Origin of the sequence: Streptomyces sp. NPDC002476, assembly GCF_042889785.1 — a bacterium.
In the GTDB taxonomy this organism is placed as follows: Bacteria; Actinomycetota; Actinomycetes; order Streptomycetales; family Streptomycetaceae; genus Streptomyces.
Window position 1 is genome coordinate 1 of the sequence record NZ_JBIARH010000067.1, and the last position, 22284, is coordinate 22284.

20 protein-coding genes and 2 pseudogenes are annotated in these 22284 nt (G+C 68.0%); 12 read left to right on the forward strand and 10 right to left on the reverse strand.

Annotated elements, in window-relative coordinates; translation table 11 throughout:
• Positions 1-352: 352 nt before the first annotated feature.
• On the reverse strand, positions 353-1735 hold the full coding sequence (locus tag ACFYXM_RS35225) for a DUF6801 domain-containing protein (protein WP_389295703.1): 1383 nt from the start codon (positions 1733-1735) through the stop codon (positions 353-355).
• Between the two features lie 410 nt (positions 1736-2145).
• Between ACFYXM_RS35225 and ACFYXM_RS35230 the strand changes: the two genes are divergently transcribed.
• Together ACFYXM_RS35230 and ACFYXM_RS35235 are read left to right on the forward strand one after the other, a co-directional pair.
• Positions 2146-2568, forward strand: coding sequence for a hypothetical protein (locus ACFYXM_RS35230; RefSeq protein WP_389295705.1), 423 nt, complete (start codon positions 2146-2148; stop codon positions 2566-2568).
• Complete coding sequence (locus ACFYXM_RS35235) at positions 2565-4733, forward strand: NACHT domain-containing protein (RefSeq protein ID WP_389295707.1); 2169 nt, start codon at positions 2565-2567, stop codon at positions 4731-4733. The genes ACFYXM_RS35230 and ACFYXM_RS35235 overlap by 4 nt, the downstream gene beginning before the upstream one ends.
• A gap of 65 nt (positions 4734-4798) precedes the next feature.
• Here ACFYXM_RS35235 and ACFYXM_RS35240 read toward each other — a convergent pair whose 3' ends face one another.
• Positions 4799-5122 (reverse strand): multiprotein-bridging factor 1 family protein, encoded by a 324-nt coding sequence (locus ACFYXM_RS35240; RefSeq protein WP_389295709.1) that lies wholly within the window; start codon positions 5120-5122, stop codon positions 4799-4801.
• Positions 5123-5740: 618 nt separating this feature from the next.
• Between ACFYXM_RS35240 and ACFYXM_RS35245 the strand changes: the two genes are divergently transcribed.
• The 3 genes and pseudogenes from ACFYXM_RS35245 to ACFYXM_RS35255 form a co-directional block, all read left to right on the forward strand.
• Complete coding sequence (locus ACFYXM_RS35245) at positions 5741-8050, forward strand: hypothetical protein (RefSeq protein WP_389295711.1); 2310 nt, start codon at positions 5741-5743, stop codon at positions 8048-8050.
• Positions 8040-9341: a hypothetical protein gene (locus tag ACFYXM_RS35250; protein WP_389295713.1), complete on the forward strand. Its 1302-nt coding sequence runs from the start codon at positions 8040-8042 to the stop codon at positions 9339-9341. The genes ACFYXM_RS35245 and ACFYXM_RS35250 overlap by 11 nt, the downstream gene beginning before the upstream one ends.
• Before the next feature lie 323 nt (positions 9342-9664).
• Positions 9665-10340 (forward strand): annotated as a pseudogene (locus ACFYXM_RS35255) (IS6 family transposase); the annotation flags it as partial.
• A 153-nt stretch (positions 10341-10493) separates the two neighbouring features.
• Here the strand turns inward: ACFYXM_RS35255 and ACFYXM_RS35260 are convergent.
• Entirely contained in the window at positions 10494-12305 is a 1812-nt protein-coding gene (locus ACFYXM_RS35260; protein WP_389295714.1) for a serine hydrolase, read from the reverse strand.
• Positions 12306-12536: 231 nt separating this feature from the next.
• Here ACFYXM_RS35260 and ACFYXM_RS35265 point away from each other — a divergent pair, with 231 nt between their 5' ends.
• Complete coding sequence (locus ACFYXM_RS35265; protein ID WP_389295716.1) at positions 12537-12908, forward strand: hypothetical protein; 372 nt, start codon at positions 12537-12539, stop codon at positions 12906-12908.
• 66 nt (positions 12909-12974) lie between these two features.
• On the opposite strand, the gene ACFYXM_RS35270 is transcribed toward ACFYXM_RS35265, so the two are convergent.
• The gene (locus ACFYXM_RS35270) at positions 12975-14351 is read right to left on the reverse strand and encodes a M1 family metallopeptidase (protein WP_389295718.1); all 1377 of its coding nucleotides are present in this window, start codon (positions 14349-14351) and stop codon (positions 12975-12977) included.
• Between the two features lie 89 nt (positions 14352-14440).
• Entirely contained in the window at positions 14441-14623 is a 183-nt protein-coding gene (locus ACFYXM_RS35275) for a hypothetical protein (protein WP_389295720.1), read from the reverse strand.
• Positions 14624-14627: 4 nt separating this feature from the next.
• Here ACFYXM_RS35275 and ACFYXM_RS35280 point away from each other — a divergent pair, with 4 nt between their 5' ends.
• From ACFYXM_RS35280 to ACFYXM_RS35295, 4 genes and pseudogenes are all read left to right on the forward strand, one after another.
• Complete coding sequence (locus ACFYXM_RS35280) at positions 14628-15362, forward strand: class I SAM-dependent methyltransferase (RefSeq protein WP_389295721.1); 735 nt, start codon at positions 14628-14630, stop codon at positions 15360-15362.
• 62 nt (positions 15363-15424) lie between these two features.
• A pseudogene (locus ACFYXM_RS35285) lies at positions 15425-15712 on the forward strand (TnsA-like heteromeric transposase endonuclease subunit); the annotation flags it as partial.
• Between the two features lie 73 nt (positions 15713-15785).
• Positions 15786-16118, forward strand: a complete 333-nt coding sequence (locus tag ACFYXM_RS35290; protein WP_389295724.1) for a TnsA-like heteromeric transposase endonuclease subunit — start codon at positions 15786-15788, stop codon at positions 16116-16118.
• Positions 16119-16632: 514 nt separating this feature from the next.
• Positions 16633-17154 (forward strand): hypothetical protein, encoded by a 522-nt coding sequence (locus ACFYXM_RS35295; RefSeq protein WP_389295726.1) that lies wholly within the window; start codon positions 16633-16635, stop codon positions 17152-17154.
• Positions 17155-17330: 176 nt separating this feature from the next.
• On the opposite strand, the gene ACFYXM_RS35300 is transcribed toward ACFYXM_RS35295, so the two are convergent.
• Positions 17331-17906 carry a TetR/AcrR family transcriptional regulator gene (locus tag ACFYXM_RS35300; protein ID WP_389295728.1) on the reverse strand — a complete coding sequence of 192 codons (576 nt, stop codon included), beginning with the start codon at positions 17904-17906 and terminating at the stop codon, positions 17331-17333.
• A 70-nt stretch (positions 17907-17976) separates the two neighbouring features.
• Here ACFYXM_RS35300 and ACFYXM_RS35305 point away from each other — a divergent pair, with 70 nt between their 5' ends.
• Together ACFYXM_RS35305 and ACFYXM_RS35310 are read left to right on the forward strand one after the other, a co-directional pair.
• Positions 17977-18564, forward strand: a complete 588-nt coding sequence (locus ACFYXM_RS35305; RefSeq protein WP_389295730.1) for a dihydrofolate reductase family protein — start codon at positions 17977-17979, stop codon at positions 18562-18564.
• Positions 18565-18685: 121 nt separating this feature from the next.
• Positions 18686-19135 (forward strand): hypothetical protein, encoded by a 450-nt coding sequence (locus ACFYXM_RS35310; protein WP_389295732.1) that lies wholly within the window; start codon positions 18686-18688, stop codon positions 19133-19135.
• Here the strand turns inward: ACFYXM_RS35310 and ACFYXM_RS35315 are convergent.
• The 4 genes from ACFYXM_RS35315 to ACFYXM_RS35330 all read right to left on the reverse strand — a co-directional run.
• Entirely contained in the window at positions 19132-19254 is a 123-nt protein-coding gene (locus tag ACFYXM_RS35315; protein WP_389295734.1) for a hypothetical protein, read from the reverse strand. The two genes, ACFYXM_RS35310 and ACFYXM_RS35315, sit on opposite strands and share 4 nt — an antisense overlap.
• Before the next feature lie 50 nt (positions 19255-19304).
• On the reverse strand, positions 19305-20429 hold the full coding sequence (locus ACFYXM_RS35320; protein ID WP_389295735.1) for an IS701 family transposase: 1125 nt from the start codon (positions 20427-20429) through the stop codon (positions 19305-19307).
• A 143-nt stretch (positions 20430-20572) separates the two neighbouring features.
• Positions 20573-21043, reverse strand: coding sequence for a DUF4334 domain-containing protein (locus ACFYXM_RS35325; protein WP_389295737.1), 471 nt, complete (start codon positions 21041-21043; stop codon positions 20573-20575).
• A 387-nt stretch (positions 21044-21430) separates the two neighbouring features.
• Positions 21431-22284, reverse strand: an 854-nt coding sequence (locus ACFYXM_RS35330) for a transposase (protein ID WP_389295738.1), incomplete at its 5' end; no start/stop codon positions are given.

Below are 22284 nucleotides of genomic sequence, written 5' to 3' on the forward strand. Positions count from 1 at the left end.
ACACACGACCACCCCTGCCTCACCCACCTGTGCCGCGCAGATGTTCCAGCTCCAGGAGACTGGTGCGGCTCACCGGGCGGGACGCCGCGACTTCCACCCTGAAGTCCCCAGGTATCGCATCACTCCGGTGCCCGCTGAGGCATGCCGGCCCTCGCCCGCACGCGCCGGGCTGACCGTTGAACATGCTGCACCTGCCTCGGACCGGCTGCGGCGGGGGAAAGGCCGAGTTCGTAGGACCGGGGCTCGGTGTCGATGTGCCAGGACAGCAGGCCCTCGGCGTCGGGGCATCCGCAGGTCAGCACGTACACGCTGGTACGGCTGGGTATGGGCAGGACGGCGCGCAGCGTTCGGGCTACGGCCTGGCTTTCGCTGTGGTCGTGGGCTTCCGCCACGGTTCCTCGTGGATCACGGCGTTGACGTCTTCGTCTTTCGGTACGTCGGTGCCACCACGCGCTCGTGTGCCGAGGGTCTGGTGGTCGGCCTGGTGCGGTACGTGCCGTCCCCACAAGAGGTTTTGGCCCTCCGTGACGCCCCTGGCCATGTTGCCGCGTGATGCGTTTCCGCACCCCTGTCCACGAGGGCGGCGAACGGCGGCGTGCAGCTTCTTGTGGTGATCGGCGTCGGGCCCTTCGTCCCTGGCGGCCGCGATGAGCAGGCCCGGCTTCGGGTCGCGGGGCGGCTGAACCTCTCCGTCGCCGCTGATGCGGCGGCGGTTCCTCATCCGCGTACCGAGGTAGAAGGCGGCGACGCAGGCGAGGAGTACGCCGACGGCGGGCCAGATGAGGTCTCTCATCTCAAGGCCGGTGGCACGGTGCTTGCCGACGATCGCGGGCTCGACCGGCCTCGGCTTCTCACGGACGGGGTCGGCCACGGTCGCGCTGGACGGCTGGGAACTCGGGCTTCCGGGCGTGGCCGCATGTTCCGTCGCGGGCCCGGCGTCCTTCGGCGTGGCCGCCTTCGGGGCGTCGGCGGCCACGGATCCGGTCTTCTGGTTCGGAGCGGTGGGGATGACGGATCCGGCTGTGTGCTTCGGATTGGTGGAACCGGCCGAACCCGTCGTCGGCTTGGGGTGGCTGGAGCCCGCCGAACCGGTCGGCGGATTCGGAGGGGTGGAGGGCTTCGAACTCGCTGCCGTGATGTCGAAGGACGTCACGACGTTGCTCTGGCCGGAGTCCAGAGTGCATTGCCCGTCGGATCGGAGCCACATTCCCGCCGCGTTCTTCGCGACGATATGGAGGGTGAAGTCGCCCGTCGTGACCGTCCCCCTGCCCTGGTGGTTGAACGTCGGCGTGGTCACGCTGGCGGTCGCCCTGACCGTGAAAGGACCGGAGGCGGGCGCGGTGGTCTTGGCCAGGCGGAACGGGACCGCGATGTCCACCTGCTGCTTCGGGGCGCTCACATGGGCCGATGCGTCCACCGTGCCCTCGATGGTCGACATGCCGGAGTTGGCAAGCCACTGGGTGACGCCGGCGTTCACCTTCGCCACCGCGTTGACGGCGATGGTCGTGCCCGGCCGGCCGGCCACGACCTGGTCCGGAACGTTCGCGGAGACGTCCACCGTGAAGGACTGGACGCCGGGCCCGACCAGCGAACACGTGTAGCCGAATGTCCGCGCAAGCTGTCGTGCCGATGCCGTACCGGCCCCGACGGCGCTCACCATTCCGGTCGCCGCCGCCAATGCCGTCACGGCCCCAAGGAAGATCCTCATCCTTGATCTGGTGTACCTGGTGCTCATGAGTTCCACTCCGACCACTACTGAGGTGTTCGATTACAGAACAACTCCCGTTTCCCGAAGATCGACACGCCCCTCTGATCGCCTGCTCGGCACCGAATCCGTGGCGCCTGGGCAATTTCATCCAGCATGTCCGTACCACTCCTGGAAAGACGTACCGCAGACAGCTTCAGTTCCCTTGCGGGCTGACACGAATGGCTGCATGTCAGGGACCTGTGCTGACGTTTTTGATCTTCACTGAGCGGAGCGCTTTCCGGGACACACTTGATACCACGTCACAGGTTCGTACTGGCGCCCGAATCCATCGACTGTGACACTGAGCCGGCGCTACTCTGAGGTCCGGATGTCCCGCACCAGGGAGTTCACCCCTGCGCCCGGGAAAAACCATGTACGCGGATCAAGGGAGGGCCCTGGTGACAAGTGTCGACGCTCTACTCGGCCAGGTCGTACCCGCTGTCGAAGCGGCGGTGGGTGCGTACGGCGTCAGCGTGCTGACCCAGGCCGAGGACCTCGCGGCCGGTGAGACGGTACGGCTGGGCCAGCGGCTGCTCGCCCGGATCCTGAACCGTGGCACCGACGCCGCGTCGGTCGAGGCCGCTGTCAGTGACCTGGCCGAGCCGGGCGAGGACCGGGACGCACGGGAAGCGCAGGCCGCACTGCGCTTCCAGATCGAGAAGGCCCTGCGGGAAGACCCCGGCTTCGCCGCGGAGTTGTCGGCGATGCTGCCTCAGCGCCCGACCGTGCAGGCCACCGGCCAGGGCAGCGTGGCGGTGGGCGGAGACAACAAGGGAATGATCAACACTGGCAACAACATGACAATCAGGCTCTCTCGGTGAGCATCGCACCCGAACCACAGGAAACGGCTCCCGCGGTGCGCCCCCCTGACCAGCCGGACGGCAGAGGATCGGTCTCGGTCGTGGGGGACAACCAGGGCACTATCAATACCGGCGACCACAGCACCTTCACCACCATCATCACGGCCCCCATCGACAAGGAATCGCCAACCTACTGGGCTGATCAGCTCGCAGGCAGCGTCAGGCGCCGCTTGACCCGTGAAGTGGAACAGCTGCGGTTGGCGAATCAGGACCCGCTGCCTGTGCACTGGCGGCCATTCCGGGGCACGTCCGGCGACAGGAAAGACACCAGCGATACCCCATGCGAGGAAGCGGCTGTTCCCCTGGCGGATCTGGCCAGCCAAATAGACGCGATCAAGGCAGGTTCCCGCTGGCTGATTGTGCAGGGGCGGGGAGGATCAGGAAAGAGTGTCCTGGCCCTGCATTTTGCGAAGTTCCGCCTGGAAACACGCTCTCCCGGCAGCAGAGAGCCGGTTCCGGTGATCTTCAGTATGGGATCATGGAACCCTGCCAATATCGACTTGAGAGACTGGTTGGTCAGCAGACTGGAGCGGGATTTTCCCTTTCTCATCGAGACCGGACCCAGCAAGGAGACGTGGGCCTCAGAATTGCTGGGATCCGACTACGTACTGCCGATTCTGGACGGTTTCGACGAGATCGCTGTCGACCTGCACGAAAAGGCAGTGACTAAGCTCAAGGAAATCACCCTGCCATTGGTGGTGACCAGCCGCTATGAAGCGATCAAAACCGGCGACGACAAGCCCTCTGCCACCGTCATCGAATTGGTCGACCTCAGCTTGGACGACTCCATCCGCTATCTGCGCGAGACCACCGGTACACCTCCTTCCGACGGCACGGAGGGCACCAAACAGGCCGGATGGGCCTACGTCCTGGACGAGTTGAGTAGCCCTCGTCGCACCCGAGCCGGTGACAATCTCGCCACCGTGCTGGCCACCCCACTGATGACCACACTCGCCCGGTTCGCCTACGAGTCGAGGCGGTCCGGCCATGACCCGTCGGAGCTGCTGGACACCGAGAAGTTCGGTACCCAGGAGGCCCTCGAGAAGCACCTCCTGGATTTCTTCATCCGTACCGCCTATGAGCGCTTCCTCGAAGACAAGTCCACGGGAGGGGAAGGAAACGGGGCGCAGGACGGCCGCTGGGACGCCGAGCGCGTCCGGCACTGGCTCGGCTACCTCGCCGCCCATCTGACGAGGCTCGGTACGCCCGATATCGAGTGGTGGCGGCTGGGCACCGCCATGAAGCTGCGCTGGGTCATGCTGCGGGTCGGTGTCGCGGTCGGAGTCGCCTCCGGTCTTGTGGCCGGACTCGTGTTCGGGGCCGAAGGCGCGCTTTGGTACGGGCCCGCTTACGGGCTCATGTTGGCAGGTATCAGTGGCCTGGCGGACGGAGCCGGGCTGGGGCTGACCTTCGGGCTCATGCATGGGTTCGCCACGAAGATGCGGGACGGCGGACCGATGTTCGAACCGTCGCGCATGGAGATCAGTCGTCATGGCTGGGACAAGTCGAGGCTGCGGAAGAACTTCCGCCCCAGAGTCCAGGGCGGGCTCGTCGGCGGGCTCCTGTTCGGGCTCGTGTGGGCACTCGGAGTCGCGGCCTTGAATGCCCTCGCGGGCGCCACCTGGTCCATGATCTGGCCGTCCGTGGGGCTGCTGTTCGCGGAAGGGACCGGACTGGGGCTCGTGCTGGGCCTCGTCGCCGCCGTCGGGGCCGGGTTCGAAAAGGTCATTCCGAGAGAGAAAGCCGATGCTTCGTCGGTCCTGTTGGACACGAACCGCGCCACAGTGCTCAAGCAGATCGTCACTGTGGGACTTGTGATCGGCGTCGGGCACGGAACCTTGTTCGGGGTCGCATGGAACAGCGCCCTCAACGGACTCGGGGCCGGACTGGCGGCCGGGGCCGCGGTCGCGCTCGGAATCGGCAGCATGACCGCCTGGGGGCGTTGGGTCGTCCTGGGCCGGATCTGGCTTCGTCTGACGGGGCGGTTGCCGAAGGACCTGGACGCGTTCCTGCGGGACGCCTACGTCCGAGGTGTTCTGCGCCAGCAAGGCGTGGTCTACCAGTTCCGCCACGCGCGGCTCCAGGAGCACCTGAGCGATGCGTACCAGGAGGGAACGGCCCGATGACGAGGCTCGGCGCGGTGGGCGGGGACATCGACGCCCCCTGGACGAGGGTCTTCGGGGGCTCGGTTTCATGAGGAGCGCGGGGCGAAGGTGACGTGGGAGTCGCCTTCGTCGATGGCCACGGTCAGCGAGCCGTCCAGGACTTTGGCCAGGCGCCGCAGCATGGGGAGGGGCGGTACGGTGTCGCCGCCCTCCAATTGGGGCACCTGGGGTTCGGTCATCGCGGCCCTGTCGGCCAATTCGGCGCGGGACAGGCTGAGTTCGATTCGGCGGTCGTAGACCGCCTGCCCGAGATCGCCGGCCAGCCGCGCGTCGACGTGCTCCCGGTCGTACCCCACCGTCTCACCCACGAGTTGCCGTGCCCGGCATGTCCTCCACGTGCTGTGATTCATCAACTCTCCTTGCGCACACCTTCTGAGCCTGCTGCGCACGCTCTCTATCTCCTCTTGCATAGCGCAAGCTCGTCGCGGCGCGCGGCTTTCACTCCCGCTCGCTGATCGGGGCCGTGAGTTGTCGTTGCAGGGCGCGTTCGGTGTGGGACAGGGGGATGTGCGGGCAGGCCCTGTACACCGCCGCCCACACCCGCCCCGACGGCCGTCTCGCGCCCAGCGAGGACGACGGACTTCTTCCGCACCATGCTGCCGCATTCTGCGCGTTGCCAGCCGAGAACCTCGCTGAGCACGTGGAGCTGCTGCTCGCCGCTGACTGGTTCGCCGAGGCCGAGACGATCAAAGGGAGGCTGCACGGCCGGCTCGCTGAACGAGTGCTGCCCCTGGGAGGGCTGTTGCAGCACTCCCGCGATCCCGCGGTGCGGATCGGGTGCGGCCGGACGGAGGGACGAGGCGCGACGCCGAATCCCCGGCCCCTCGTTCCTCCGTCCGGCCGCACCCATGCTCGAAGCCGTTGCACCCAATCCCACCCCCTCGTGCCGTCCCCGGGCCGCAGGGTGTCCGGACTCGTCGGGAACGAGCGCGGGTAAAGTGACCGGCCGAGCCACCGGGAGGGCGCCGATGCGGACGCTGTCAGCGATACGGAGACGAACCGGGACGTTCGGGTCCCGGGCGGGCGCGGCGCTCGCGGCCCTCGTGCTGCTCGGCAGCGCCGGAACGGCCGTCGCGGCCGACCCGAGCACCGCGGCGACGCCCACGGCGACCGCCGCGTCGGCCAGCCAACCCACCGACGGCTCAACCCGGTCCGAGCGCCTGGCCGAGGAGCTGCGCAAGAACCCCGTCTACGTCTCCGCCGACCGTCCCCGCAAACTGCCGCGCTCGCTCGCCCCGGACATCGCCGCCCTCGCCGAGCGCACCGGCGTGCCCACCTATGTACTGGCGTTGCCCACGGACGACGCCACGCTGCTCAGCCTGGTGCACGACCGGCTCGGCAAGAACGGCCTGTACGTGCTGATCGGCGACTACGGCAACATCACCTCCTCCGCGTTCGGCGTCGACGTCCCGGTCGAGGAGGCCCGCCGCATCGCCCTTTACGGCACCCCGTACAGGGCCGGCCCGCTCGCCTCGTTCGAGTCCTTCGTCGACGCGATCGCCTCCGGCCACGACCGGGCCGCCGCCAGGGCCGACGAGCTGTACGACCGCTATCGCAAGGACGGCAAGCCCACCCTGTACATCAGCTCCACCGATCGGCAGAACCAGAACCTGCTGCTCGGCCTGGCCGTGGTGGTGATCCCGGGCCTGGTGCTGGCCCTCGGCATCCGGCTTTCCCGCCGCCGTTCCGACCGGTCGCAGCCAACCGGGAAGAAGGAGGCCGCCGGGTCGAAGACCTCGGCCGTCATCCTGGACAAGGGATCCGGCAAGGGCCCGGACAAGGAATCCGGCAAGGGCCTGGAAAAGGGCTCGCGCAAGGAATCCGACAAAGGCTCGGGCAAGGAATCCGGCAGGGCCGCGGTGCAGCAGAGGACCCCGGCCCGCACCAGATGGCCCGCCGTCCGCCGACGCGGCGTACTGCCGGTGACGTTGGTGGCGACGGTGGCCGCCGTGGTCGCCGTGGTGCAGGCCGCACCCACCGTCTTCCCGCAGACCATCGACAGCCCGTACCTCAACGTCACCCGGGACGACCTGGACGCCCGGGTGAAGGAGGTCGCCGCAGGGCTCGCCGCCGGACCGGTCTACCAGGACCCGTCCACCGCGGATGTGCTGACCGCCGCCGACCTGCCCGTGATCCGGCAGCGGATCGCCGAACTCGCGCCCAAGGGTCCGGTGCACGTGCTGGTCACACCGACCCGCAGCGACGACGAGAGCGGCGGCAATAGCAGCACCCTGCTCGCCCTGGTCCACCAACGCACCGGCCAGAACGGTGTCTACGTGCTGGTCGACCCAGTGTCCGGGCGGATCGACCTGGACACCTTCGGCACCGGCCAGGACGCCGCGCGCCACTTCACGCGCCTGCCGTCCACCGTCCGCTACCCGGAGTACCGCAGAGATGGCGACCTGCAGGTGAGGCCGCGCCTCGACCAGACTCTGGACGCCGTCGCCGCCGCCCAGCCGCGCAAGGGCGACGACCCCGCCGCCCAGCCGCGCAAGGGCGACGACCCCGCCGCCCGCGACACCGAACTGCCCCCGCTGCACGACAACCGGCTGCCCAAACTGTTCAGCAGCGATTTCGGCCCCGGAATCATGCTCGGCACCATGCTGCTGGGCGCCCTGCTGCTGATCGCCTGGCTGCTGATCGCCGTCACGCGGGCCGTGCTGGAATATCGCCGCACCCGCACGGCCGACCCCTCGCCGCCGCAGCACTCCGGGCCCCGGCACGCCACCGCGCTGCCGTCCGTGCGGCAACTGCGCGCCTGGGCCGCCGCCGACGTCCGCGAACTCGCCGGGCTGCTGGCCGCCGCCGACCAGGACGCGCCCGGCCGCGCCCGCGCCTGGGACTGCCTGGACGCCGCCGAACTGCTGGCCGATACCGGCGACGAGCGCCCGGGCCAGGCCGCCGAAACGGGCGACCTGGCCGCCGTCGCGGTTCTCGCCCAGGCCGGACTCGCCGCCCTCCGGGGACACCTCCACCCCGCCCTCTGCCGCCTCAACCCGCTGCACGGTGAGGCCACCGGCGGCAAGGTCCCGGCATGGCTCGCCGACCGCGGCATCGGCCCCGGGTCCGTGCGGCTGTGTCCCGCCTGCCGGGATGCCCTCCGCGGCGGCGATCCGGCCGCCCGAGAACGGGAGGCCGTCGAACGGCTGCTGCGCCTGCCCGGGGCGGACGGCCGCACCCGGACCGCCTGGGACGAGGCCGGGCAGGTCCTGCCGACCGCCCGTGAAGGGCTCGAAGCACTCATCCTCAGGGCCAGGGAGTCCGCCAGTGTCCAGTGACCGACTGACCAGTGACCGTCCGACAGGCGCCTCCCGCGGCCTCGCCGCCGGAATGCTCGCCGCCCTGCTGCTGGCCTGTACGGCACTGCTCGGCACCGGCGCCCCCGCTCGGGCGGAGACCGCGGGGACCGGGCCGAGCGCCACGACGATCGCCGAGGCGTTGGCAACTGACCCCGTCTACGTCGACCCGTCCTACGAGGCCGCCGTCAACCCCTCCCAGCAGCAGGCGCTGGTCGACCAGATCGAAGCGACCGGCCTGCCGATCAATGTGGTGCTGGTGCCGCTGAAGAAAGGCGACGCCTTCGACGGCGACCCCCGCGCCCTCGCCGCGGTGCTCAAGGAACGGCTCGACCGGCAGCAGCTGATCCTGATCACCAACGACGCGTACGGGAAGTGGCTCACCGGCACCGAGTGGCCCACCGACGCCCACCAGACCCGCGACGCCGCCTCCGCCGTCGGCTTCCTGAAGGAACTCGACGACGCCGGACTGGCCGCCCGGGTCGGCAAGGCCGTGGAACTCATCAAGGCCGGAAACGGCACCGAGGTCTACAAGGCCGAGACCGCCAGGATCGACAAGGAGTACTCGGCCCGCCCCCGGGCCGGGGAGAACGCCTTCGGCTCCTCCGGCGGCTCCGGGACCCTGCTCGCGCTCGCCGCGGTGCTGGTTCTCGCCGTCGTCGGTGCCGCCTTCCTGGTACGCCGCCGCCGCTCGCCCCGGCATACCGCCTTCACCTTCCCCGACGCCGTCTTCGCCGCCGAGGAGGCCGCCGACGAGGCCGGGCTGCGCCGCCGGGCCGTCGCCGAACTGCTCGCTCTGGGCGAGGCCGTGGAGCACGCCGACGGCGCCGCCACCCCGGGTCTGAGCCGGGCCCTGGACGCCTACGACGCGGCTGGCCGGGTGCTGGACGCCGCACGGGGCCTGCCCGACCTGGCCGGAGTACTGGCCCTGGTCGCCGAGGGACGCTCCGCCCTGGACCCGGCCCCCGGACTCCCGCTGTGCTTCTTCGACCCCCGGCACGGCACCGCCGTCCGCCGGACCACCTGGCGCCCGCTCGGCCGCCGGGAGCGGGCCGATGTCGCGGTCTGCGAGGACTGCGGCCAGGACCTGCGCACCCGCCGCGCGCCGCAGGTGCTGGCGGTCCGTGACCAGGGCCGCACCGTCCCCTACTTCGAGGTGCCCGCCGAACGTAGCCTGTGGGCCGCCACCGGCTACGGCTCCCTGCTGTCCAGCACTGACGACACCCTCGCCGCCCGGGTCGGCGCCGGCGAGTTCAGCCGCGCCCGGCAGTAGTCCGAGGTCTTCGAGATCACCGACCGCCTGCTCGGTGATGACTGACCTGGCAAACCGGGACTACTCCTGGTCGCGTGCGGTCCTCATGGGTACCTGGGACTGCACGGACTTCGATCAGGTCCTCGCGGTCGAGCGTAGCTTCAACCGGATGCGGGACCTGCTCCTGGACCCGGTGTGCGGCCCGTGGCCCGAAGAGTCCATCGTGCCGTTCGAGAACCGCCCCACGCTCGGTACGACCCATGTCGAGCTCATCGATGGGTGCTGTCACGTCGGCCGACCAGGTGGGATGATCTTCGGGTTGGTCGTGGTGGAGGGGGCCGTCCGTGGACAGCGCGTCGCCGTCGTACAAGGGGCACCGGTACCCGGTCGAGGTGATCTCCCACTGTGTGTGGCTGTACTTCCGTTTCCCGCTCGGCTTCCGCGAGGTGGAGGAGCTGATGCTGCGGCGCGGCGTGATCGTCTCCTATGAGACGGTCCGCCGCTGGTGTGCGAAGTTCGGGCAGGCCTGTGCGAACGGACTGCGCCGCCGGCCCCGGCCCGGGGACAAATGGCATCTGGACGAGGTGTTCGTCAGGATCAATGGGGAGCTGAAATACCTGTGGCGGGCCGTCGACGCCAGCGGCAACGTCCTGGACATTCTTGTGCAGAACAGGCGGGACAAGGCCGCGGCCAGGCGTTTCTTCCGCCGCCTGATGAAGAAGACGCGTGCGGTCCCGTGGATAGTTGTCACCGACAAGCTCCGCTCCTATGGCAGCCCACCGTGACGTCATGCCCTCCGTGGAGCACCGCTCCCACAAGGGCCTGAACAACCGGGCCGAGAACTCCCACCAGCCCACGCGGCAGCGGGAACACGCGATGAAAGGCTTCCGCTCCGTCGGCACAGCGCAGCCGTTCCTGTCCCCGTTCAGCGGCATCTCACCGTACTTCCACCCCCACCGCCACCTGATGACCGCCTCCGCCCACCGAGCCGAGATGACCATCCGCTTCACGGTCTGGGACCAGATCACCCGGCGCTGCCAACCCGCCCACCACGGCCTGAAAACAGGCCCGGCCACGGGCCCACCACGCCCCGACGCACCATCAGACAGTCACGCACCCACAACGTGACAACGCCCACCGCAGCTTTCCCGAACGCATCCGGCCGGCCACCGCTCAGACGGCCTGTTGCACCTGCCACATCAGGTCGTCGAACTCTTTGTCGAGCGGGGTGTTCGGACGTCCGGTGTTGCAGACAGCGCTCCAGGCGCGCCCGTCGGAGGGGCGGACCAAGATCGACTGTGTGCCGGGCAGGGTGCCGTCGTGCCAGATCGTCCCGGCGCTGTTGACCGCCCACCCCCGGGCGTAGCCCGGCGTGGTGGGGGTGACCGGGCGGACCCCGGACGCGGTGGTCATCGCGGTGCGTGTCCCTGGCTGCAGCAGGTCGGGGGGCACCGGCAGGCCGTCGGCGGAGAAGAGAAAACGGAGCATGTCGGCGGGCGTCATGACCCAGCCGCCATGGGAGTCCATGCGGTCGATCCGGATCTCGTAGGGCGCGTCGCGATCGAGGCCGAAGTACATCGCTTCCTGACCTTGCCGGTCCGCCGCGGTGGCGCCGGCCAGGACGGTCTGGCCCGCGTTACTCGGGTCCAGCACGAAACGGTGGACGAACTGCGCGTACGACACCCCGCTGACCCGCTCGATGATCCGGCCGAGCAGGCAGTAACCGAAGTTCGAGTAGCCGTAGGTGGTGCCGGGGTCCGCGGTGAGGGGCCTGTTGTCGAGCGTCCAGGAGATGAGCGCGTCCTGCCCCAGTTGTGTCTGCTGGAACATCGGGTCGTTGCCGTCGTTGGTCCAGCCGCCGGCGGAGTGCTCCAGCAGGTGCTGTAGCTGCACGGCGAGTACCCGGGTGCTGTAGGCATGCGTCCCGTAGGTGGTTCCCAACAGCGCCCCCGTGCCGAACACCTGGTCCGTCAGAGTGAGTCGGCCCTGCTCGATGAGCCGGTGTACGGCGATGGAGGTGAGGGGCTTGGTGACGCTCGCGATGCGGAAGCGGTAATCCGGCGTGGCGATCTCACGGGTGATGCGGTTGGCGTAGCCGAAGGCGCCGGTCGCCCGGAGCGTGCCGTTGCGGGCGATCGCGAAGGAGAACCCCGGCACGGCCCACTTCTGCATGAAGGGAACCACCAGACCTGCCGCGGGGTTGGCGCTGAAGTCGGCCTCCGGCGTTGACTCCCAGATCGTGGTGTAGCGTGCCGACCCGCCGTCCACTGAGCCGCTCACATCGACCAGCCGCAGCCCTGCTGCCACATTGGCGTCGAACTGGCCCTGGTAGTCGTCGTTCGTGATGCCGTGGGCCGCACTCCCCGGATGACCGGGCGACTGCTCCCAGATACCCGCGTACCGGATCTGGCCGCCGATCGAGTAGCCGACCACCCGCACGAGACGAAAACCGCGCTGGTTCTGCGCGTCGAACTCGTCCTGGTACTCCTGCGCCGTCAGTCCGTGCCGGGCCTCCCAGGCCGGACCGGCATAGCGGTCCCAGACACAGGCGAAGCGTTCACCGTTCTCGTCCTCATAGGGCGACACACAGCGCAGACGGAACCCCTGATTCGACAGATCGTTGAACAGGGCCTGGTACTCGTCCCCGGTCAGCCCGTGGCGGGCGATCCACCCCAGGCCCTCCTCCTGTTCCCAGATCGCGCTGAACAGAACGTCGTTCCCCGAGCGGAACACCGACAGGTCGACCGGCCGGAATCCGTCGTGACTCAGTGCGGTGACTGCAGCCTGGTAGTCGCCCGCCGAAATGCCGTGACGCGCTTGCCAGGCGTTGCCACCTTGGATCGCCCAGATACTGGCGAACCGCGGGATGCCGCCGAGTTCGTAGCCCGTGATCTTGAGGAGTCGATAGCCGTTACCGGTGAGCCGGTCGAACTCGGCCTGATGATCCGTCGCAGTGAGGCCGTGGAGGGCTTGCCAGTCGGTCACAATCACCAGTCAACTCCAGCGCTCAGGTCGTCTCGGGTGCGAGGGTTTTGCTCAGTTTCCGCACAATTGGTTCGATGTGTCGGCAGGCGCGGCAGGCGGCCTGGCGGTGTGCTGGAAAACTTCACTCAGCCAGGCGCGCGGGTCATGACGGCGGTGACACTGGCCAACGCTTTTGAATCCGAGATGCCCAGACGGACTGAACCGCCCCGCTTCGAATGGAGACTCGATTTCATGAAAGGATCGAGTCACTTCCACGGCGAGAAGAAACTCGCCGCGCCCAACGGCACCTGGAAGCACGCCGCGACGATCACGTCGGGCGACTTCACTGGCAACGACCAGCACGACCTCATCGTGCGCTGGACGGACGGAGAGCTGACCCTCTACAAGGACGTCGACCAGAACGGTTTCCACGGCGAGATCCAGGTCAAGAAGCCCAACCGGCTCTGGACGCACGCCACCGTCCTGGGCGCGGGTGACTACACGGACAACCGCCACCCGGACGACTTCCTGGTGCGGTGGTCCGACGGTGAGGTGTCCATGTACCCGGATGCGGACGAGACCGGCCTGAACCGCGAGATCACGTTCGTGTACCCGCCTGCGTAGGGCCTCCTGCGGGCTGGAGAAGGGCTTTCCCCCGGGGAGAGCCCTTCTCTCGTCGGATCGCCCTCCTCACATCCGGAAGGGCTTCTTCTTGTCGAAGAGCCAGGTGTTGAAGAGCGCGGTCAAGTCCTTCCCGGACTTGCTCTCGCACAGGGCGATGAACTGCCGGGTGTCAGCATTGCCGTGCCGGTGCTGCCGGGTCCAGGTATGAAGGATGTCGAAGAAGGTCTCGTCGCCGACGGCCCTGCGCACCTTGTGCACGACCATGGCACCGCGTCCGTAGACGGGCGGATCGGAGACGCGTCCTGCGCTGGGCGGATCCGCCGGCGGGAACGCCCAGATGCCCTCGCTCTCGGTGTCCGTGCCGTCGTAGTAATCCTCGAAGATCTCCGTGGTGCTCCTGTCGCCCCGCTCCTCTTCCCAGAGCCACTCCGCGTAGGTGGCCAGACCCTCGCTGAGCCACAGGTCCTTCCACTCGCGCGGGGTGACGGAGTTGCCGAACCACTGGTGTGCCAGTTCGTGCACGAGCAGCGCCTCTTCGGGCGCCTCGCCGAAGTAGGGCTTGGTCTGGGTCTCCAGGGCGTAGTCGAGCCCGGGCAGGTGGTCGACGATGGCACCGGTAGAGGAGAAGGGGTAGGGGCCGAAGCGTTTGCCGGCCCAGTCGACGATCTCAGGCACCAGGTCTGGGACATCGGCGGAGCCTTCGGCCTCGTCGGGGTCGATGGCGACGTAGACGGGCACGTCATCGTCCGTCCGCCCCTTGTGGGTCTCGAAGTATCCGATGGAGACGTGTGCGAGGTAGCTGGCCATGGGCTCCTCGGTGCGCCAGTGGCGGGTCACCGTTTTCCCCTTGTCCTCCTCCGTGATCAGCTTGCCGTTACTGATCACGTCGTAGGGGTCGCCGTCCTCGTCCTTGGGCACGGTGACCGTGGTGTCGTACGTGGCCTTGTCCGACGGGTGGTGGTTGCCCGGGAACCAGGTCATGGAGCCGGACGGCTGACCCAGGGCCGTCGAGCCGTCGTCGGTCTCTATCCAGCCTTCCAGGCCTCCGTCGTCGTCCTTGAGCGTGCGCGGTGTGCCGTCGTAGGTGACGACTGTCTTGAAGACTTCGCGGTTCCTCACCGTCTTCGCCGGTGTCACGAGCAATTCGTCGCCCGAGCGAGCGACTTGGGCCTTGGCTCCCTGCACCGTGGTGGTGCGTACCCGCAGCCCTGAAAGGTCGAGGTTGAAGCGGCTCAGGTCCTGGGTGGCCTGCGCTGTGATGATCGCCGTGCCCTTCAGGTGGTTGGTCTCGGGCACGTAATCCAGCGTCAGCCCGTAGTGCACCACGTCATAGCCACCATTGCCGAGCCCTGGGAACAGCCGATCTCCTACTCCGGCCGTGCCGGGCTTTCCGACCGCGACGGCACCGTTTCCCGGTGCGGAGCCGGTGCAGGATGTCGTCACGGCCAGGAGGAGTGCTGTGGCCGGAGCCCAGCCGGGCAGACAGCCCGGGACCGCCGACCGAGGACGGCTGCCCTTCGCCATATGCGGTTTCATCTCGTGTCTCCCATCGATCGCAGGGCGCGAGACGTCAGAAAGTCGGCATCGTCCATTGGTTGCTTCAAGATTGGCAAAAGTTCTTTACGCGCCTTGCGGCTGACGAGGTTGGCCAGGGTCTCGTCGGTGCCGACGGGCACATCCACAGCCTGCTCGTCGAACTCCAGCCCTACTGACACTTCCGTGGCAGAACCACTGACGATGTCGTGGCAGACGACAGGTATGACGCAGATAGCTGATCCTCAGTCCTTCGACCGGTTCGCCCTCGACTACGACCGCTTTGTGAGTCTTCTCCCGCAGAACACCGCCTGGCTGCTTGGGTTGGGCTTGAAGGGCAAGCGTGCCCTGGATGCCGGCTGCGGTTCGGGGCACGCGGTCGAGGCCCTGGCGGACAGCTTCGAGGAAGTCGTCGGTCTGGACCTGAGTGTTCCCCTGATCGAGATCGCCAGGGCCAAGAGGGCACGGCCCAACGCGCGCTACATGGTCAAGGACTTGTTCGACCTGGAAGACGAAGACGGCTTCGACCTGGTCTACAGCCACACGATGCTGCACCACCTGGAGGACTACCGCGCGGGTTTGGAGCACTTGAAGAGCCTCGTGAGGCCTGGCGGCACCGTCGCACCGATCGGCAACGTGTGTGATCTGTATCCGACGCCGCCGCGAAAGGCGTACACCTGGCCTGCGCTGTGGAGCTTCCCCAGTGAGATCCGACGTGTGGGGCTTCGGGACGCATGGTTCCAGCTGCGCTTCTGGCACAGCCGTCCCTGGCTGGCGCATCTTCTCAGCGACTGCTACCTCTCGCGCGAGCAGTTCCGCGAGCTCTACGGGAATGTCTTCCCGGGGGCCCGGTTCGATGACCTCGGCTTCGCCTTGGCCATGTCCTGGACGGCTCCACCGAGCAGGGGCGAGGTTCGGTGACCCGGCTGTCGGCGGTCTCTGGGGCAACGCCCGCCCGGGTTGAGGGCTTCGAAGTGAGCTACATGGATGACCGGGTGGAACGCCGGATACCGCTGGCCAGAGCCGCAGGGGTGCGGTTTGAGGACGGGTGTCCGGTGCGTGAGTTCTCCTCGTATCGCGGGCAGCGGAACTACCCGGGTCTGTACTGGTCCGCGACGATTGGCATGCACGTCGGATACGAGTCGTGGCTGGAGCGCGATCACGCGATGGCCCTCGACTTCGACCCGGCTGTGACCGCGTTGACCTCACAGCCACTGTGGCTGTTCTGGGAGAACGAGCGGGGCAAGTCCGTCTCGCACGCGCCGGACTACTTCGTACGCCGCGCCGACGGCTCGGTGCTGCTGGTGGACTCCCGGCCGGAAAACCGGCGTCCCCGCACAGGACTTGGCGAAGTTCGCCGCGACCGAGCGGGCCTGCGCCGAGATCGGCTGGAGTTATGCCCTGCTTGGCGAGCTGGACCCGGTGGAGGCCGTGAACCTGCGCTGGCTGGCCGGTTACTGGCACCCGCGCTGCTTCAACGTCGAAGTCGCCGCACGGCTCCGGGAGTTCTTCGCCGCCTCGGGACTGCTGATGGAGGGCGCCGAGGAGGCCGGTGATCCGATCGCCGTGCTCCCGGTGCTGTTCCATCTGATGTGGCGCCAGGAACTGCTCACTGACCTGTCGGTGCTGCTCAGCAACCGCACGGTGGTGCGTCTCGCGGTGGAGGACGGGCGGTGAGGCCGCGTCCGCTGCTGAAGGTCGGGGACCGGGGCGTCTTCGGCGGTCTGGAGCACACCGTGGTGGCCGTCGCAGGAACAACCGTGCGGTTGTTGTCCGCTGCTGGTGAGCCGTCGACCGTGTTGGTGGCCTGTCTGTTCGCGGCGCCGGATTTCGAGGTGGTCGGCTCCGCGCCGGTGCCGCCGCTGACTTCTCAAGGCCTGCTGGAGGGGCTGCCGAAGGCAGGTTGCCGAGGCGGCTTGCCGGTGGGAACGCCACCTGGTGGAGATCGAGACCGGGCTGCCGCCAGATGCTCAGGCCGGAGCCGTTCCGCGGCCGGAGTATGACCCGGCGTCACGGTCGCTGGCCGAGCGGGAGAAGGCGAAGGCCGCCGAGTTGTCGGCGGCCGGGCAGCGGGCGGGGCTGCGCACGATCCAGCGGATGCGCCGTCGCTACCGGGAACAGGGCCTGTGGGGGTCTGGTCGACGGCCGCTATGCGCCGAGGCCGAAGCCGACGGGGAACGTGGATTCCCGCGTGGTGGAGGCCACCATCGCGGCGATCGAGGCCCAGACCAACACCTCGACGGGCACCAAGGCCCGTATGCTGCGGCAGGTCGAACGCTTCGTGCACGACGAGTACGGCGATGCGGTCGCGATGCCCTCCCGGGCGACGTTCTACCGCCTGGTCGACGCGCTGTCGGCGGGCCGCCACACCTTCGGCTCGGCCGTCACCCGCCGCCAGACGGCCAACCGGCCCGCCGGGGTGTTCTCCACCACGGTCGCGGCCCGGCCGGGCGAACAGGTCCAGATCGACACCACGCCGCTGGACGTGATGGCCGTCATGGACGACGGAGTGCTGGGCCGCACCGAGCTGACGATCGCGGTCGACATCGCGACACGGACCATCTGCGCGGCGGTGCTGCACCCGGCCGGGGCGAAGGCGGTGGACGCCGCCCTGATGCTGGCCCGCATGGTCCGGTCGCGGCTGGCGTTCTGTGTCTGGACGGTGGCCAGAGGCGCGTCGAACAGGACGGCCACGATCGGCCGCTGCCAGTAGCGGGCCTCGATCTGGACCTGTCCATCCGGGCAACGGTGCCCGGTCCGCGCAGCCGGCAGAACGAGAGGGCCCCGGCCCAGGCGTGATCGTCGAGCGGCGGTTGCCTGGTGTCGTCGCCGCCCGGCTCACTGGCCGAGCAACCCGCTGAGCGAGCAGGACCGTCTTCGCGTGACGGGTTACGGCGTCACAATGCGTTCGACCGCAGCCTCGACGAGTTGTTCGCGCTCGGCCTCTGAGAACACCCCGGGCAGGGTGAGCTGTTCGGCGATGAGCCAGTTAAACGCCAGATACAGCAGCCGGACTGCGGTCGCGTCGCCGGGCAGGCCGGACTCCTCGTGGTAGGCCACATTGGCGTCGACGTCGGCGCGGACACGCTCGGTCAGCACCACGCGCAGCTCGGGACGCCGGGTGGCTTCGAGGCGCAGTTCGAGCAGCGCCAGATAGCCGGTGCGGAAAGCACTGATCCGGCATACCAACTCGTGCATCAGTATCGCGTAGGTCGTCCGGTCCGGCGTGCTCGCCCGCTGTCGTGCGATCGTCGCCTCGTCGGGCTGGAGCCGTTCGTAGACCCGAGCGCCCGCTTGGGTGAGCAAGTCATCGCGGTTGGCGAAGTAGTTGGAGGCCGTGCCGGCGGGCACGGCGGCTTCAGCGTCCACAGCCCGGAAGGTCAGACCTCGCGCTCCCTCCTTGGCCAGTACCTCGATCGCTGCATCAACGAGGGCGGCCCTTCGCTCGTCGTTCCTGCGCACCATTGACACCACTCCATTCGTAGCACTACCTTCAAAGCACTTCATTCATAGTACTACGGTCGGAGTTATCCAGATGCGGAAGCTCGTGTACTACGTCGCCGTCACTATCGATGGCTACATCGCCGGCCCCGGCGGAGAGTTCGACTTCTACCCTCAAGGCGACGAGAAGCAGGCCGCCGCCTATGCCGAGTGGACCAATGCCCGCTACCCCGAGACAGTCCCCACCTCTATGCGCGCCGCCCACGGCCTGTCGGACACCCCCAACCAGCGCTTCGACACCGTCCTGATGGGGCTCGGAACCTATCGCCTAGGCCTGCAGCCAGGCTTCACCAGCCCCTACGCCCACTTGCGTCAGTACGTCGTGTCGAGCACGCTCGCACCCGACACCGACCCGGCAGTCACCGTGGTCGGCGAAGACCCGCTAGCCCTGGTCCGCGACCTCAAGCAGGAGGAGGGCCAGGACATCTGGCTCTGCGGGGGCGGACTTCTCGCCGGCGCACTGCTGCCGGAGATCGACGAGCTGATCATCAAGAGCTATCCCGTAGTCGCAGGAACCGGGATCTCGGTGTTCGACGGGGAGTTCAACCCCACTCTCTTCAAGATGGCCGATCGCACCTGGTTCGCCAACGACGTCACGATCACGTGGTTCGCTCGGCGTTAACCTGCGCGTTTCATCTGGGATGGCGTCCGGATCATGATCAGAAACGCGAAAGTGCCTTCTGAGCTGCAACGATGAGGCTTGTCTAAGGTCCCAGTCGTACCAGCAGGAAGGCACTTTCTGCGTGCACACTACCCGGTCACGCCCCAAGCTCGGACACGCCGTCACCGACCACGTCCGCACAGCCATCCGGGCGCTGCCCGACCAGGTATGGCATCCCGCGCTGGAACAGGACGGTGCCTTTCGCGCCGGTGCCGAGGTCGCCGAGCTGACCGGCCTGGTCGACCTCACCGGATACCCGGACGGCACCCGCATCATCGTCCGCCGCGAGCGTCCCCACCCCGGCGCCCAGCTGTCCCTGTTCGACCAGGACGAAGGAATGCGCCACCAGGTCCTCCTCACCGACACGCCCGTCGCCGGCGGCGGCTCACTCCAGTACCTGGAGGTCCGCCACCGGGCCCATGCCCGGGTCGAGGACCACATCCTAGACAAGCCTCATCGTTGCAGCTCAGAAGGCACTTTCGCGTTTCTGATCACGATCCGGACGCCATCCCAGATGAAACGCGCAGGTTAGTACTCCAGTGCGGTTTCGTGATCTATCCAGCGGGTTCGTCGTCGGTAGTGGCTGCGTCGGGCTGTTGCCTGGTGGTGTCTGCGCCAGTTGGACCAGTGCAGCAGCCTGGTTGCGGTCACGGTTGGTGGGTTGAAGGCGGTGACGAGTAGGTGGCGGATTTCCGGGACGGTCAATGTGATCGGGTCGTTGCTGCGGCCGTGGTGGTGGGTGTCTGCGGGCGGTTCGGGGCCGCGTCGGCGGCGAGGGCGATCAGGAAGGCCAGGGCGAGCATGGCGAGCGTGATGTGCCGGTGCCATGAGGTCCAGTGCCTGACCTGGTAGTGGTCGAGTCCGACCTGGCTCTTGGCGGCCTGGAAGCACTCCTCGACGCTCCAGCGGGCGCCGGCGACGCGGACCAGTTCGGACAGAGGCACTGCGGTGGGTGACCAGCATAGGTAGAAGGCGAGTTCCCTGGTGCTGCGGTTGCGGCAGATGAGCAGGTGGCGGTGTTCGTCCGTGCCGATGTGGATCCAGGCCCAGTCGTAGTGGCGTGGGCCTTTCGCGCCGTTCCCGGCGCTCTGACGGTGCCAGGCGGTGGCGGGCAGGTGGCCGGCGACGGCGTCGGCGCGCATGAGGGTGCGGCCGCGGTTGATCCTCACCCGTGTCGAGCAGGCGACGGCCAGGACGTAGCCGATGCCGCGCGCCTTGAGGGCGGCACGGAGCTGAGGGTCCTGGCCGTAGGCTTCGTCGCCGGTCACCCAGGAAGCGGTGATCCCGGCTTCCAGCGCGGCGGCGATCATCTCCCCGGCCAGGCGGGGCTTGGTCGCGAACCGCACCGTCTCGGGTATCCCTGCCGCGGTGCGGCGTTCGGGATTGTTGGACCAGGAGTGTTCGGGGAGGTAGAGCCGTCGGTCGATCAAAGCCCGTCCCCGGCTGGTGGCGTAGGCGAGGAGCAAGCCGACCTGGGAGTTCTCGACGCGGCCTGCAGTGCCGGTGTACTGCCGCTGCACTCCTGCCGAGTACCGGCCCTTCTTCACGAAACCGTTCTCGTCGACAACGAGAACGGCGCCGTCGGCGCCGAGGTGTTCGGCGGCGTAGGCGCGCAGGTCGTCGCGGACAGCATCAGCGTCCCAGCGGGCGTAGCGCAGCAGGCGCTGCATCGGCCCGGGCCGGTCGTGACCAGCCTGCTCGGCCAGCTGCCAGCAGTTCTTCCGTTCCGCCTTCGACAGCAGCCCGAGCAGATAGGCGCGGGCACTCGCCCTCGGCTCAACTCTGCCGAACCGTCCCGCGATCCGGGCCATGACCTGGTCGAACATCGCCCGCCAGCGGACAGGGTCTACGCTATGGCCTGCGGCCACCGCACAATCTTCAGGAGTCCACACAACCCCCGATGATCACGCGGTGGCCGTACCCATTCCCGGCCGGGCCCACCGCAAGATCACGAAACCAGACTGGAGTATTAGGCTGCGTACTCAAGGATGAAGTAGAAGAAGGGCCCGTCTTCGGGGAACTCCTTGCCGTTCATGATCCCCATCAGGGTCGTGTCGTCGACGCGCTTGAAATGGTCGAATATCGGCTGCCCGTCGTAAACCATCGTCGCGGTGACCTCACCGCGGAACTCGACGTTCCACAGGCTGGACTCACCCTTGCCGAGCTCAATGTTGGAGAACAGCTCGCCCTGGTCATCGCGACAGAGAAGCGGCTTCACATCCTTCACGCTCACGAACCTCTTGCCGTACCACCTGATTTGCTCCAGCTGACCGTTCAGGGGATGTCCGGTGTCGAACTCGCCCCCCTTCCATTCACCGAGGATTTCCTCGGGGCGGACGGTGTCCAGCGCCGCCCAGATCTCGTCGAGTTCTGCGGCGGAGATCCGGCCCTCCTGCTTGCGTAGCTCCGCGAACCGACTACGAGCCTCAATCGCGTCCATGGCGGCTTCCTCTCCTCATGGTGGGCGCACGGGGTGGCGCAACAAGGGGAGCATAAGGCTTGAAAGTCCGAGATTCGCATGATTGGACCTTACGTAACTGTGACGTTCAGCGGGTTCTGTACTCTGCACCTTGGCCAGGGGGTCAGGAAAAGGCTCTGAGCTTGTCGTTTAACCTCGTCTCCGTGGGGGGGGGTGCCCCTATCTGTTTCGTCAACCCCGGTGCGGTCGGCTTGTAGAGGTTGATCCTGGTTTTCGGGGACGTCCCGCGAAGCGGGATGTTCCCGGCGGATTGGGTGGCTGATGGGCAGCCCAATGGCCAGCAGGGCCGGAGTGGCCGTGCCGGTGCGCGAGTGTGATGGGGCCTGGAAGGTAGGGGCGGTGGAGTCGTCAGGCGGCGAGGTCGACGTCGCCCGGGGTGCGTGCTTCGTAGAGGGCCCCGGTACGAATCATCGCGTGGATGACGTTCACGCGCTGGCGGGCCAGGCGGAGGATCGCCTGGGTGTGGGTCTTGCCGCGTGCACGTTGCCGGTCGTAGTAGATCCGGGAGGACGGGTCGGACTTGCAGCCGATGGCGGCGAACGCGGCCTGGAACAGTGCACGTTTGAGGAGGCGGTTGCCGCGGTGGGGTGCGTGCTCGCCGCGGATGGATGTGCCCGAGGACTTCGTGGCCGGGGCGAGTCCGGCGTAGGAGGCGAGGTGTCCGGCGGTGGGGAAGGACGTGCCGTCACCGATCGCGACGATCACGGCTGCTGTGGTCCTGACACCCAGGCCGGGCAGGGAGGTCAGGAGGTGGAAAAGAGGGAGGGCCTCCAGCAGGGTGGCGATCTCCTGCTCGGCCTGGCGGCGCTGGGCGTGGGCAGCAGCGAGCTGGGCGGCGAGCCCCGGCACGATCAGCGCGCTGGCCTCGGTGCCGGGAACGACAAGGGTCTGCTCGGCGAGCGCGTCGAAGATCTCTGCGGTCAGGTGGTGGGCCTTGCGTGAACCGTGCACCTTGAGCAGGGCCTCGCAGCGGGCACGGCCCAGCTTCTTCAGCCTGGCCGGGGAGCCGTGGCGCTGAAGGAGGGCCTGGACATAGGGGTAGGCCAGGCGCGGGCCGAGGACACGCTCGAGAGAGGGGTGGATCTGGGAGAGCAGGCCGCGCAGCCTGTTGGTGGCGCGGTTGACCTCGCCGGCCAGGTCGTTGTCGTAGCCGGTGAGCATGGTCAGTTCGGCCAGCACCTCGTCGTCGCGGTCCACCGCGC